This is a genomic window from Lactococcus muris, from assembly GCF_042849115.1.
In the GTDB taxonomy this organism is placed as follows: Bacteria; Bacillota; Bacilli; order Lactobacillales; family Streptococcaceae; genus Lactococcus; species Lactococcus muris.
This window is the reverse complement of record NZ_BAAFQO010000015.1, coordinates 1-13,507: the sequence shown is the minus strand read 5'-3', so window position 1 is coordinate 13,507 and position 13,507 is coordinate 1. Positions and strand designations below refer to the sequence as shown.

15 protein-coding genes and 1 pseudogene are annotated in these 13,507 nt (G+C 35.7%); 3 read left to right on the top strand and 13 right to left on the bottom strand.

The features are described 5' to 3' along the window. Nucleotides 1–2: 2 nt before the first annotated feature. The 11 genes from ACGHCK_RS09130 to ACGHCK_RS09080 all read right to left on the bottom strand — a co-directional run bounded on the left by ACGHCK_RS09130 (nucleotide 3) and on the right by ACGHCK_RS09080 (nucleotide 10,508). Nucleotides 3–458, bottom strand: a complete 456-nt coding sequence (locus ACGHCK_RS09130; RefSeq protein ID WP_202230396.1) for a PTS sugar transporter subunit IIA — start codon at nucleotides 456–458, stop codon at nucleotides 3–5. A 15-nt stretch (nucleotides 459–473) separates the two neighbouring features. After that, a complete protein-coding gene (locus tag ACGHCK_RS09125; RefSeq protein ID WP_202230397.1) occupies nucleotides 474–1,967 on the bottom strand; it encodes a PTS fructose transporter subunit IIC in 1,494 nt (497 codons plus the stop codon). Between the two features lie 250 nt (nucleotides 1,968–2,217). Then, complete coding sequence (locus ACGHCK_RS09120) at nucleotides 2,218–2,784, bottom strand: DNA-3-methyladenine glycosylase I (protein ID WP_251421721.1); 567 nt, start codon at nucleotides 2,782–2,784, stop codon at nucleotides 2,218–2,220. Nucleotides 2,785–2,786: 2 nt separating this feature from the next. Further along, on the bottom strand, nucleotides 2,787–5,081 hold the full coding sequence (pcrA, locus tag ACGHCK_RS09115) for a DNA helicase PcrA (RefSeq protein WP_251421718.1): 2,295 nt from the start codon (nucleotides 5,079–5,081) through the stop codon (nucleotides 2,787–2,789). A gap of 115 nt (nucleotides 5,082–5,196) precedes the next feature. Further along, nucleotides 5,197–5,538, bottom strand: a complete 342-nt coding sequence (locus ACGHCK_RS09110; protein ID WP_394304533.1) for a GHKL domain-containing protein — start codon at nucleotides 5,536–5,538, stop codon at nucleotides 5,197–5,199. A gap of 63 nt (nucleotides 5,539–5,601) precedes the next feature. Further along, a complete protein-coding gene (locus tag ACGHCK_RS09105; protein ID WP_394304532.1) occupies nucleotides 5,602–5,823 on the bottom strand; it encodes a hypothetical protein in 222 nt (73 codons plus the stop codon). Between the two features lie 664 nt (nucleotides 5,824–6,487). Continuing rightward, a complete protein-coding gene (locus tag ACGHCK_RS09100) occupies nucleotides 6,488–7,195 on the bottom strand; it encodes a LytR/AlgR family response regulator transcription factor (RefSeq protein ID WP_251421712.1) in 708 nt (235 codons plus the stop codon). 164 nt (nucleotides 7,196–7,359) lie between these two features. After that, on the bottom strand, nucleotides 7,360–7,926 hold the full coding sequence (locus tag ACGHCK_RS09095) for a hypothetical protein (RefSeq protein WP_271328173.1): 567 nt from the start codon (nucleotides 7,924–7,926) through the stop codon (nucleotides 7,360–7,362). 145 nt (nucleotides 7,927–8,071) lie between these two features. Then, complete coding sequence (locus ACGHCK_RS09090) at nucleotides 8,072–8,800, bottom strand: ABC transporter ATP-binding protein (protein ID WP_251421705.1); 729 nt, start codon at nucleotides 8,798–8,800, stop codon at nucleotides 8,072–8,074. 16 nt (nucleotides 8,801–8,816) lie between these two features. Continuing rightward, nucleotides 8,817–9,569 (bottom strand): ABC transporter permease, encoded by a 753-nt coding sequence (locus ACGHCK_RS09085; RefSeq protein WP_271328174.1) that lies wholly within the window; start codon nucleotides 9,567–9,569, stop codon nucleotides 8,817–8,819. Then, entirely contained in the window at nucleotides 9,570–10,508 is a 939-nt protein-coding gene (locus ACGHCK_RS09080) for an ABC transporter ATP-binding protein (protein ID WP_251421702.1), read from the bottom strand. It lies immediately after the preceding gene. Nucleotides 10,509–10,575: 67 nt separating this feature from the next. On the opposite strand from ACGHCK_RS09080, the gene ACGHCK_RS09075 reads away from it, so the two are divergent. Beyond that, nucleotides 10,576–10,719: a hypothetical protein gene (locus ACGHCK_RS09075; protein WP_202230407.1), complete on the top strand. Its 144-nt coding sequence runs from the start codon at nucleotides 10,576–10,578 to the stop codon at nucleotides 10,717–10,719. Nucleotides 10,720–10,774: 55 nt separating this feature from the next. Here ACGHCK_RS09075 and ACGHCK_RS09070 read toward each other — a convergent pair whose 3' ends face one another. Beyond that, entirely contained in the window at nucleotides 10,775–11,110 is a 336-nt protein-coding gene (locus ACGHCK_RS09070) for a hypothetical protein (protein WP_251421699.1), read from the bottom strand. A gap of 605 nt (nucleotides 11,111–11,715) precedes the next feature. Here ACGHCK_RS09070 and ACGHCK_RS09065 point away from each other — a divergent pair. Together ACGHCK_RS09065 and ACGHCK_RS09060 are read left to right on the top strand one after the other, a co-directional pair. Beyond that, complete coding sequence (locus tag ACGHCK_RS09065) at nucleotides 11,716–12,582, top strand: ABC transporter ATP-binding protein (protein WP_271328175.1); 867 nt, start codon at nucleotides 11,716–11,718, stop codon at nucleotides 12,580–12,582. Nucleotides 12,583–12,594: 12 nt separating this feature from the next. Beyond that, entirely contained in the window at nucleotides 12,595–13,359 is a 765-nt protein-coding gene (locus ACGHCK_RS09060) for an ABC transporter permease (protein ID WP_251421694.1), read from the top strand. Between the two features lie 22 nt (nucleotides 13,360–13,381). On the opposite strand, the pseudogene ACGHCK_RS09055 reads toward ACGHCK_RS09060, so the two are convergent. After that, a pseudogene (locus ACGHCK_RS09055) lies at nucleotides 13,382–13,507 on the bottom strand (IS30 family transposase); the annotation flags it as partial.

Genomic DNA, 13,507 nt, shown 5'->3' with positions numbered 1-13,507 from the left:
GTTTAAACTCCTAATTTTTCTGAAATAATCGTATAAGCTTCGTCTGTTGTGCTGCTATTTTTTAATGCTTCTCGGAAATTATCATCAATCAAGGCACGTGCAATTTGCGCCAGATAGCGCAAGTGCTCTTTGGCTCCCGTACTTGGAATGAGTAAGGCAAATGAGTTTTCAATATCCGATCCGTCTAAACTTTCCCAAGCAATCGCTTTAGTCTTTATGAACATTAACTGAGGCGCTTTGACCGTATCACTTTTACAATGCGGTATAGCAAATCCATCTTGAAAAGCCGTTGTCGATTGACTTTCACGCTCCATTAAGCCTTGAAAGCACGCCTCTTCTGAGTGAACATAATCAAGCGCAATGGCTTTTTGAGCAATATAGCGAAACAATGCTTCATTATTGACAAAGCTATCCTCTGTAAAAAAGACATTTTCTTTGTTAAATACTGTATTTTCCATTTTTACTTTCTCTTTTTATCCTTGTTGAATATCTTCAGCCACTTCAACATTTCTATTTCTTACGATGAATCGATAGATCAAAGCATTAACAAAACTTGCGAGAAGAATTAAAATAATCCAGTAGAGCCACGCAAAGTTAGGACCTGTTGTATAACCTAAGAAGGCACCCAAAGGTGAGCCAACACCTCCAAAGAATTTTATACCCATACCCGCAACGGTAGCACCTGCAAGTGCAGAAGATAAGGTATTGGCAATAATGAACTTAGGATTTGATGCTGCAAAGGGAATCGCACCTTCCGTTACGCCGACCATGCCCATAACCAAGGCTGATGAACCAAGTGCACGCTCTTCTGTCGTAAAGTATTTTTTGAAGAGGAGTGTTGCAATACCTGCGCCAAGTGGTGCTACAGCAATAGCAGCTCCTGTTGCTGCTTGTGGGATAGCATTGACTGCTTCAGGACCAAACTGTGCCATCGTATCAACAAAAATTGCTGAAGAAACAAGCATTGCTGTTTTGTTAATCGGTCCTCCCATGTCAACACCCATCATTCCGCCAAGAATCGCGCCGTAAATAATCGGTGCTGCTTCATAACGCACAGTGACATCATTGATAACATCGTATAAAACAGCCATACCATTTGCTATCGGATCCCCAATTAAGAAATGAATCACGACAAAGGAAACAAAAGTTGCAACCATCGGGATAATCAAAATAGGCACAATGGGTTTAATAATATCGGGATATTTGATTTTTTTGAGCAGTTTGACAAAGTAACCGACACCAAACCCAACTAAAATAGCTCCAAGGAATCCTGCCCCTGTTTCTGTTCCTAAGAAAGTCGGATCATTGATGATATAGGCTGCAATGAAAGCTGGAGCAACAGCTGGTTTGTCCCCAATCGCGCGTGCAACTCCCGCTGCAAAGATTGGAATCATCAATGTGAAACCGACTTTACCTAAGTCAAACATTTTCGAGAGGAATTGCCCCATCATGTCTTCGCTAAAGCCCCAAACAACGAGGTTGGCATTATTGGGATCAGGTTGGAAGGCAAAGGCATTTGCGATTGCTAAAAGTAGCCCGGCTGCAATGGTCACTGGAATCATATCGGTCAAACCAGACATCAAATAACGTACAGCCTTATTCCCAGAGGTTCCAATTTCCATTTTTCCGCCAACTTTGACGCCTTTACCGCTAAAAGGCTGTGCGTTAGCGAGGGCGTTTTCTATGACAGCTTGCCCATCTTTAAGGACAGAGTTGGTGTCAATTTCTACCAAACGCTTATTAACAAAACGTGCTTTATCCACATTAACGTCTGCTGCGATAATGACAACATCAGCCTCTCTAATCTCTTGATCGTTGAGGGCATTTTCAGTTCCAATAGTGCCTTGTGTTTCAACTTTGACGTCATAGCCAAGTTCTTCTGCAGCCTTTTCTAATGCTGCTTGTGCCATATAAGTATGGGCAATTCCTGCGGCGCATGCTGTAACACCTACAATTTTTTTGCTCATGATAAACTCCTAATTTTTATTCGAAAGCGCTTTCTGACATTAAGTTTATATTAATTAACAAGAAGTGTCAATATTGTTTCGATATATTTCATATCCAAGTTTTACCAGATTAGATGCGGTAAAAATATATTTTGAAGCACTCCTTTTTTAGAAAATAGGTCCAGATAAGTCTTCCAAAACTCTTTACAATAAAAAAGCCTGGACTATCCAGACTCTTTATCCTTATTTTTAAATTAACACTTGTAAAAATTTATTGCAGTTCCTTATTACGGAAGCAGTATTCTGCATGGTCATTGATGACGCCAATCGCTTGGAGATAAGCATAGATGATTGTTGGACCGACAAACTTCATGCCGCGCTTCTTCATGTCTTTCGACATGGCTTCTGCCACACCATTAGTTACAGGAACTTGGCTTTCATCTGTAATCTTATGTTGAAGAACTTTACCTTTTGTAAAAGACCAGATGTAGGCATTAAAAGAGCCAAATTCTTTTTGAATATCTAGAACAATCTGTGCATTATTAATCGCAGCAGCAATCTTTAATTTGTTCCGAATGATACCAGAATTTTGCCGTAACTCCTCTTCTTTCTCTTTATCGTAACTAGCAATTTTGCAAATATTAAACTGGTCATAGGCTTCGTAAAAAGTTTCCATCTTATTCAAAATAGTTGACCAAGACAGACCGGCCTGATTCATATCCAAGATAAGTTTCGCAAATAGTTCTTGGTCATCATGAACAGGAACGCCCCAATATGTATCATGGTAGTGAATCATCTTGTCTGATGAGAGGCACCATTTGCAGCGCTTTTTATCCATCTTTACTCCTTCTTCTCTATAGGTGCCATAGCTGCCAAAAGGCGTTTCATCCCAACTTCGGGGAACTTGATTTTCAGCTCCATATTCTTACCTGTACCTGTCACAGATAGAACAATGCCTTCTCCCCATTTGCGATGCACTGCTGTATCACCAATATTCCAGTCTTCTGTTATCACATCTGTCTTTTCTATTGTCCTTGTAGCGCCAGGATTGACCGCTGCTTTACGTTTATAGAGTGCATCGGTCATCGACATCCCTGTACCAAAACGTGTTGTACCATCCGACATTTTATAACTGGCATTAAAGCTTGAATTTACTTTATGTGCAATACCACCATAGTCTAGCAATTCGTCATCAATCTCTAAAATAAAACGACTTGGGCGATTAGAGCTTGTCTTACCATAGAGAACACGCCGTTTAGCATTGGTCAGGTAAAGAAACTCCTCGGCGCGTGTAATACCGACATAAGCAAGACGCCGTTCTTCTTCTAGTTCATCTGGGTCATCATTGACACGCGCTAAAGGAAAGATATTCTCTTCCATACCGATAAGGAAAACCACAGGAAATTCCAAACCTTTTGCAGCATGCAAGGTCATCATCGTTACCGCATTACTTCCTTCCTCATACTCATCAACCTCTGAAAGGAGGCTTACTTCATTGAGAAAGCGACTCAAACGCTCTAAACCACTTTCTTCAATCGGCTCCCCCGTCACCTCATCTAAAGGAACTTCTAACTTTTCATCAAAGTTTTTAGTCACAGATAAAAACTCTTCAATATTCTCAATGCGTGCTTGTGCTTCAAGATTGTTCTGTATACGCAGGAAATTCAGATAACCTGTACGCTCCAACATTTCCTCTACCAGCTCCGTAATCGTTGAAGTTTCGGCATAGTTTCGTAGAAAGTCAAAAATCAAGCCTAGATTATAGATTTCCCCAGAAGCCTTGCCCCGAATATCTGATAAGGTGATATCTAGTGTCGACTCAGCCAGAGATTTTCCTTGCCTATCGGCAAAATTGCGGAGCTTCTCCAAAGCACTTGGCCCTACACCACGTTTAGGCTCATTTACGATACGCTCAAAACTTAGGTTGTCCCGCGGATTGGCAATAACATTCAGATATGCAATAACATCACGAATTTCCTTACGTGAGTAGAATTTTGTCCCTGCAACCATACTGTATGGGATATTTGACTTGAGCAAGGCTTCCTCAATTGTACGTGACTGCGCATTTGTACGATACAGAATAACAAAGTCTGAATATTCACGACATGATTGCACTTGATCATTGATTGTTGAAGCAATAAAGATAGCTTCCTCGCGCTCATCATTTGCTCGATAGTAGAGAATATTTTCGCCAGTATTGTTTTGTGTCCACAGCTTTTTAGGACGACGATTAACATTATTCTTAATGACGTTATTCGCTGCTTGTAGGATTGTTTTTGTTGAACGATAATTTTCCTCGAGGAGAACGACTTTTGCATCTGGATAATCTTTTTCAAAGTCGAGGATATTTTGCATATCGGCCCCACGCCAGCCATAGATGGATTGGTCTGCATCACCAACAACACAAATATTTTTAAACCGTTGTGCCATCAGTTTAACGAGTTGGTATTGTGCATGGTTGGTATCCTGATACTCATCGACATGAATATACTGAAATTTTCCCTGATAATAAGTTAAAACATCCGGATTATTATCAAAAAGACGCAGAGTTTGCATGATTAAATCATCAAAATCCATAGCTTCTGCTTTTCGAAGCTCTGCTTGATAAATTTTATAAACTCTAGCTGTAAGGAGTTCGTAAGGATTACGTGCATTAATTTGGCTTTCATAGGCTTCCGGATCTAATAGAGCATTTTTAGCATTAGAAATCGTACCAAGCAAGGTTTTGGGGTTCCATTCTTTCGGATCCAAATTAGCTTCTTTAAGAATACGTTTCATCAATGTCTTTTGTTCCCCTGGATCTATAATCGTAAAATTACGGCTATAGCCAATATGATCAGCATCACGACGAAGAATGCGTACACACATGGAGTGAAAGGTCGCAATCAAGGTGTCTTGAGCAGCAGCTGTCAATTTAAGAGCACGCTCTCTCATTTCTCGAGCTGCTTTGTTGGTAAAGGTAATAGCCAGGATGTTCCAAGGATTAACCATTTTTTCCTCTATGAGATAAGCGATACGGTGCGTCAACACCCGTGTCTTCCCAGAGCCCGCTCCCGCCATAATCAAAAGCGGTCCCTCTGTCGTCTCTACCGCTTCTGCTTGTTTTTCATTCATTCCGCTTAATAAAGGATTCATTTTTTCTCTCGCTTCAAATCTAGTATTGTTCCTTTAATTATAGCAAAAAACCAAAGAAGCTGCTTTTCATCAATCTATACTAACTAAAAAATAAACTTCCTTCTCATCAGAAATACTAATATTTCAAGTTAAATAAGATAATGCATGCAAAATATTTCGAATCATCATACCAGCTTTCATAAATACCGCCATTTTTTTCAACTAGCTTCGCGATATTTTTTCTACCAATCCCTTCAGTAAATCGCGATTTTCTAGTTATTTCCTCTTCAACTTCAAATGGATTGGACATCTCAATTATCAATCTATTTTTGAAAAAAGTAATCTCTATTTTGACCGTTTTAAGTCTTTCATCTTTCAGGCGACTACAAGCTTGGATAGCATTGTCTAACAGATTACCAAATATGGCAACGAGAATCCCATCATCAATATTCAAACTTTTTGGAATAAAACTCTTCACCTCTAAAAGCACTCCCAATGCTTCTGCCTGTTTATACTTTTCACTCAGTAAGAAATTAAGTGCTTAATGCTCAGTTAAGATATAAGCACTTCGAGAAGACATATTAGACAGTGCTTGTTTTATTGCCCTAATCGTTTCAAATGTTTCCCCGTTTTCAAGCCTATTTAATAAAACAAGTAATTGATTTCGAAGATCGTGCTTTATTGAACGAATCTCTTGTTGAGACTGTTTAACTTGTTCATAAAATTTTATTTCTTGCTCTAATCTTTCCTTTTCAAGACTCATTTTCTCATGGTTTGAATACTGCTTTGATAAGTTTACATAAAGATAAACAACACTCAAATTTACTATCGTTAGCCCAACAAAAAAAAATAAGTATAAGCAAAAAAGAGAACTCTGGAGAATATATCGTTTGTAGCAATAATGTGTGCATTAATAATGTTGAGATAACCGGTATCGATAAGAATGCCAATAACCTTGTAAGATTAAACTTCTGTCCATCATTAACATTACGATAAACAAATTTTTTTAATAAAATAACACTAATTATTTCAATAAGAGTCGTAAGGATAATATTAATTACTACAAACACCTCTTGGTGAGCGTATTTTTCCGCTGAAGCCAATGGGAGCATGAATAGAAATCCCACAAATTCCGCTCCAAGTACTGTTCCCAAAAGAATTATCGACCAAAAAAATGTATGTGAGGCAGAAACTTTATGTCTATATCCTAATAATATATATATTGAGAGAATGAGTAATAACTTCCAAAAGGTAGAAGCCAGATCCTTAATCATTGTGCTCAAAATGAGATGGCATATAAAAAAGACAAATAATAGGATATTGATGCGACTTCTTCCCGTTTTTTCCTCTTGAGTCGAAAAAAAATAATTGACTAAGAATATGCTAATTGCTGACGAAATAATATTTACAATCGTAATTATCATAACTCATGCCTTATGATTCAATTGAAATAAAATTGATTTTCTTGCTTGTAATTTATAGGACTTGCTTATGGGAATATAAATGTTGGACTTGTCGGAAAAATAAAGCAATAAATGGTTATTCCTTATTTCCCGAACATATTGTGCATTCACCCAAAAAGAATTATGAACCCGCACAAGGCTTTCCCCTATTATTACAAGCAACTCTTTAATTGACAGGATTGCGCAATATTTTTCTCTGTCTGTATGAATAAATACACTTCTTTTATTTTTCTCAATATAAGCAATATCACGCAAAGGAATACTGTAGTCTACCTTGTTAAATTTAAAGCTAAATCGTTTATTATCAATATCTAAATACTTTTTTATTCTATTAAGCAAAGAGAAAATCTTATCTTGAGATACGGGTTTTAAAACATAATCAAAGGTATGCAACTTAAAAACTGTCATTGCATACTGCTCAAAACTTGTGAGAAAGACAATCGGAACATCTACATCAAATCTGCGAATTTCCTTAGCAATGAGTAAACCAGATGCTTCTGGAAATTCAATGTCTAAGATATACAAGTCATAACTTTCATCTACTAAATGCTTTATTAATCTTTGAGGTGTATGATATACATCAACAATGGCAGTTGAATCATAATCTTGAATAAGTTGTTCTACTTTATCACAAACAACAAAATCATCATCACAGACAGCTATTCTTAACATGAATGTCTCCTTATATCTTTCTTTATATTCTTCTGTCTATACTCTCCTGTTTATTAAGCACAATTATACCTTATAATCTCTTCTTTGGATAATTTTATGTAGCTGAAGAATATTTGGCAGAGGCTTCTTTAACTTAGGGCTAACTAAGCGACTGACAGATATTTTTATAGAACTTCCTCTTTTTCAATCTTAGCTGCCCATATATTAATCACTGCTAGAGATACGAACGCCAGAAAAACTACCATAGATGAAGTCAAAATTAAGGCTGATGAAAGCAACTGAGCAACCACATTTCCCAGACATACAATCATGAGAAGAACAGAAATTAACGTTATCTGTGTTGATGAAAAATGTATACCAACAACTACTGAAATTAACACGATACTCAAAGTTACTAATGTTGTTACTGCTGTCAACAGTAACAAGAGTAAAGTTGAATTCAAACCATTACTATCAATTCCTTTAAACAGCCCTAATGATACTCCAATCCAGAAAAGAAAGTTAGCCAATAACAGACCAGCAAATTGTGAATAAAGCATTCTATTTACAAAGGCATATATTTTTGCCTTAAATAATACACTTCGTCCATTTGGAAGAGAATAAAGTCTTATCCTAGCCTCTCCTATATAGTTTTTAACAATACTATGATTCATCAATACTGCTCCATAGATTGAAAGAACAGATAAAGTAATTGTGCTTGAAATTGATCCAATACCGACTAAATTTTTCAATACCTCATCAGAGCTTGAAACATCAAATTATCCGACAAGCGCAAAGAAAATCAAGAACACTATTTGTGTTAAAAACGAAAAAAAAAAAAAAAAAAAAATTCGAGTAGACTTTCCTAACTTAGACTCTTCAAATTTTACGAGGGTTTTATTCATTAGTATCCCCTTGTTTTTTTGATTCTTGATAGAACTGTAATAAATCTCCATCATAATTTTTCTTGATTGTAGCCATATCCACTTTTTCCTGTGTCTTACCTTCCTTCATAAATATTACTGTATGAACTATATCCTGTAGCTCTTTTAAAGAATGGCTCGTAATCAGAACAGTATGAGCCTCTGAAGCATAGTCAACCAAAATTTTTTTCATAAGTACAATCCCATCTACATCTAGTCCATTAAACGGTTCATCTAAAATGATGATATCTGGATGATGTGATAATGCCAGTCCTAAGAGGAGCCTCTGTCTCATACCTAAGGAGAAATTTATAGGTCTTTCATCAGGGTTAACTTCTAATCCCAAATCATGAAGCATCTCCTCAACAGTAATTTCAGGAAAAACTCCGAGATAAAGAAAATGTTCTTGGTAAATGTCCCTAACAGACATTTTTAATACTTCTTGAGGAAATTGCAAAACTAAACCTATTTTTTTCAGAATTTCCTTTCTTGTATAAGATGAATAAGTATTATTAAAAATACTTACATCACCATAATCAGATTTTATAAGTCCCGTTATAATTTTTAAAAGGCTTGTTTTGCCCGCACCATTAGGACCAATAAGCGCACAAATTTCCCCCTTTTCAAATTCCATACTGGCAGAAATAAGAAGCTGTTTTTTTCCAACACTTTTACGAACCTTATTAATCTTTACAGTCGCCATTTTACTAACTGCTCCTTTAATTTCTTTTTTCTAGAACATAGAGTGAAAAACTTACATCTATTAGTCCCCAAATAATGATGACAAGAAGGTTTTCAATTAAGAAAACTCCTTGATTGAAAAGTTGACTCCGAATAAGTTGACTCGCTGGAACAAAAGGTAATTTCTCATACACAATTCCAATCCAAGCTGGAAGTCTATCTGCTGGAAAGAGAATTGGTGAAAAAAGTAAACCACTTATCATAATTATTTGGGTTACCAATCCCACAACGTTTGGTGTAAAAAGATAGGCTATGCAAAAACCGATACTAATCATGCAGATTTGAATGAGTAGGATGATTAATATACTCTTCAAATTTATTTCTGCTCCAAATCCAAATCGGAGCTGGGAGGCAAAATGGCTCATGAATACTCCAGGAAGCGAGGCAATACTCCAAATGAACAAATCTGATATCAATATAAGACCTCTTCTAACAGGTAATGTTCTTTGATATTTTATTACCCCTTCAATTTTAGCTGTATTTATTATCTGAGCTGATAAGACACAACCAACAGCAATAACACCCAAAGTCATAGCACCAGAAGCTAAATAAACTGCCTCAATTTTACTTTTTGGCTCCGTCATTAAGGAGATTCCGAACACAACCCCTAGAGATAGAAAAATTTGGGTCAGGGAAAAAATAATAAACAAATTTTTATGACGAATAATGCTCCATCGTATCAAACCTAAAAATTGTAAACAGAATACTTTTTCTTTTGTCATTCTTTCCATTTACACCTCCTCATAAGAGGATAGTAGCGAAATTGGTGCTAGACTATAACTCACTATTTTATCTTGTTTGTGAAGCTTCATCGCAAAGTTGACCATTTTCTGAATTTCTTCTTTTAACCTTATTTCAATTTTTGATTCCGCATCAATACATCTGAAATCCATCGCACGATTAATATCTTCAAAAATATTATACTTATTTAAAAACAGTGTTAATACCATGCATAAACTTTCTTCTTCATCATAATAATGTGGGGTTCCTTGTCGTACTATCCTCCCCTTTTCCATTAAAATATACCGGTTTGCATAGTTTTCCACCTCTAAAAGATTATGGGAAATAATGATAACAATATGCCCTTCATTAGCCAGTTCCCTCAGATATTCCCAGATAATTTTTCTTCGCACTGGGTCTACATCATTGGTAGGTTCATCAAACAGTAGAACTTCTGATGGATAAACTATAGACATGGCAAACAGGGTTAAACGTTGAAGCCCTCCTGAAAGCTTTTCGCATGGAACATTTGCATAAGGAGTGATTTCTAACTTATGAATCAGCTTATCCACCATCTCCAACTGGTTCTTCCTTCCTCCTCTGATATCAAAAACAGCTCTGATGGCTTGTCGTAATGTCACTCCAGGTAGCGGGGCATAAATTTGTGGCATTAAAGAAACCATTTGTCTGGCTCGATAGGTATCTTGAGACAAGTCAAAGCCTTTCAAGAAAATCTTTCCCTCACTTGGTTTTGTTAATCCAATAATCTGATTTAATAGGGTTGATTTTCCCGCACCATTGTGTCCAATAATAGCAGTTAATTCACCTGCTTTAAAGCTGGTTGTAACTTTATTGTTAGCTACTATTTTCTTTTTACCAAGCTTAAACCTCTTCGTCAGATTTTCAATTTGCAATATATTTTCCTGAAAATCTTTAATGTTATTCTGCATAGCCTCTTCCCTTCAAAACTTACTTTTAAAAAAATAGACGATAAAAGGATAAATCCAAATGTATAGGATGACAACTAAAACAATATATCCCAAAACTTTTAAAGAAATTCTTGATAGCTTGATTTTAAGAGAATCAGTAGGAAGCACTTTAGCAAAAGACGGATTATCAAAAAAACATTGCACTAAAATACTCCCATCACAATTAGTATAAAAGCGAAATTGCCATAACATCCTTAACCATAAAACGGCAAAGACTATTGAAAATATCAATGACTAAAATAATTCACATTAGCCTTATATCTTTCAGATACCTTCTCTTCAAAGGGAAGATTTTTTTCCTCGACAAACCCTTCTTGTTCCAAAATAGATACACCTTTAAGAATATCTCGTTCGGAAAGCTCTGGAAATTTTTGTTGCATTTCCTTTATAATTTTAGGAAAACTTCTTCCATCAAGAAGATTAGCTAGTGCCCATAACTGCCCATTAGGATCTCCAAACTCTGCTGTAATTCCAAGCTGAGCTCCAATCCGAAACTCGCCTTCATTAAGTTGATACAAGGGATAAATAGGTTTGATACGAGGAGAAAAATATTTTTCACTCATGATTGTTTGACATCCTTACTTTAAATACTAACGGAAAGCCTAATGTAGGTTTTTCCATAATAAAAAAACAAACTATCCCCTACTCTTATATCCTTGAATAGGAGATAAATATTGTGAAGCAGTTATTTTTTGACTACTTTTAGAAAATAATCCACCAAGCTGTTGCTTCAACTTTGGTTGCACGACGAACTGTAATTGCCTTCATAATGAACTCTCCTTTCTTTTTTGTAAAATTTCAGTTTCTGATTGCTTAATAGTAGGCTTTCTCGAAACTTTTTTCTACAACAAAATTATATCACTCAATTTTTAATTTAATTTTCCAAGTAACGTTTGGATATTTATATGATTTTTCAAGGTTCTTAGAGTAAAAATATCAAGCTCTTCCTAATTTCATTCTAAAAATACTGAAAAATCTTTCCTATTAATGTATATCCATAGGAAGTCATGCTATAATAAAAACACCCTTTTTTGAAATATATCTTTACATAATTGTAATAATTCTCTCAATCAACAAAATCCCAAAAAATTATGACATTTTTCACAAAGTCTTGTAAATACTGAATGTACATGATAAAATTATTTATAAAATGAAAGAAGGTAATGCAATGACACTAGCAGTCAAAAATTTGAAATTTTCTTATCGTGCCAATAGCGTTTTAGATTTGGCTCCGGTCACTTTTGAACAAGGAAAAATATATGGTATCGTGGGAAAAAACGGTGTAGGAAAAACAACATTCTTCAAGACATTAACCAATATCATAACCAACTACTCAGGTTCTGTTGAAATTGATGGTAATAATGTCAAAGAAAACCCAAAACTACTTGCCTCTGTTGGAATTGTCCTTGATGATATGGAACTCTATAAAAACTATACGGGCCTCTTCAATATGCGATATTTTGGTGGGTTACGTGGTAATTTTGATGAAGAAAGAGCTCTTGCTCTGGCTCAAGAATTAAATATTCATGAAAGTCTCAATGAAAAAGTGGCCTCTTATTCTTTAGGCATGAATAAAAAATTAATCTTACTCATTTCACTCATGAATAATGCTAAAATTTTGATTTTTGATGAGCCATTTCGGGGGTTGGACAAGCCGACTGTCGAGTGGTTTAAAAAATACCTTCTGGGTTTAAAACAAGAGGGACGAATGATTCTTATCTCAAGTCATGTCCAAGAAGATATCGAGACACTCGCTGATGAAGTTTTAGTTCTCGAAAATGGAAAATTTATCGAAAAATTTGACTTGAAAGAAACAAATCAAAGCTATATCTATCGTGTACAGACAGATTCTCCTGGTAAACTGGCGGCTCTTCTTGAAACAGCAGGGATAAAATTTACAAGTCAAGCTGAAAATTGGCTCACTTTTGAAATAACCGAGGAAGTTTACCGTCATCTCTTTAAGCAGGCTGTGGCTCAAGATATCGAATTTTATCAGATTAAAAAAGAAAGTAAGTTCGTTGAACTTATTAAATAGGGGAAAAGATTTATGAATGCTAAAAATATATTTAAAATGGAGATGTATAAAAATATTCAGGATAAGACCTATATGATTATCCTCATCGTATTTATTTCTATAAGTATAATACTTAATTTCTCATGGTTGGCTATAAGCCTGAGTGAAATTCAGTTTCAGGACTTTCCTATCTTAATTACACTTCTCGGTATTACAACTGCCTTTTCCATACTTGCCCTTGCAATATTTGCCCTTATCTATCCTTTTCATCTGCTCAACGTTGACTATAAGAACAAGGTGATGAGCTTGATGATTGCTAGTGGTGTTTCTCGAGTAAAATACTACTTCGTCAAAATTGGAGCAACAATCCTGTCACAGTTAACTGCAATGTTTCTTATCTTGTTGGTTCCTTTTTTCACCTTTTTCATATTTAATCAAGAAATCATCATTAAAATGTTTGAGTCTCTAGATTTGATTGTTCACTCTGCTGACCTCTTCGTCGCCCTTCTTTCTAATGTTTTAAGTCTTATCGCCTTAATGGTAACAATGGCACTTGCTGTCATTCTTACCCGAGGAAAAACCTCTGGTCTTTTTGTCTACATTGGCCTTAGTTTCGCCTCACGTATTGTTCAAGCAACCTTAATCGGCTTCTTCTTAGCCTTACTTTCAACTGACTCTTCTGAAGCCGGTTTAAATCTTATAAGCGGCAACAGTCTTTTCAGTCTCGGCTACTATATAGTAGAAATTTTGGTATTTGCCTCAATCGGTATCTTCTACCTGCGTAAGCAAGACTTATGATTTATTTTTTTATCTTGAATTGTCAAGTTAAGTGCAACACCTCTTCAAAAAAGATTTCATAAGGTGTTTTCCAGCCCAAGACCTTTTTTGGTCTTAGATTAAGTTTTTCAATATATTTATCAATGGTTTCAGAAGGTACTTCATCCAT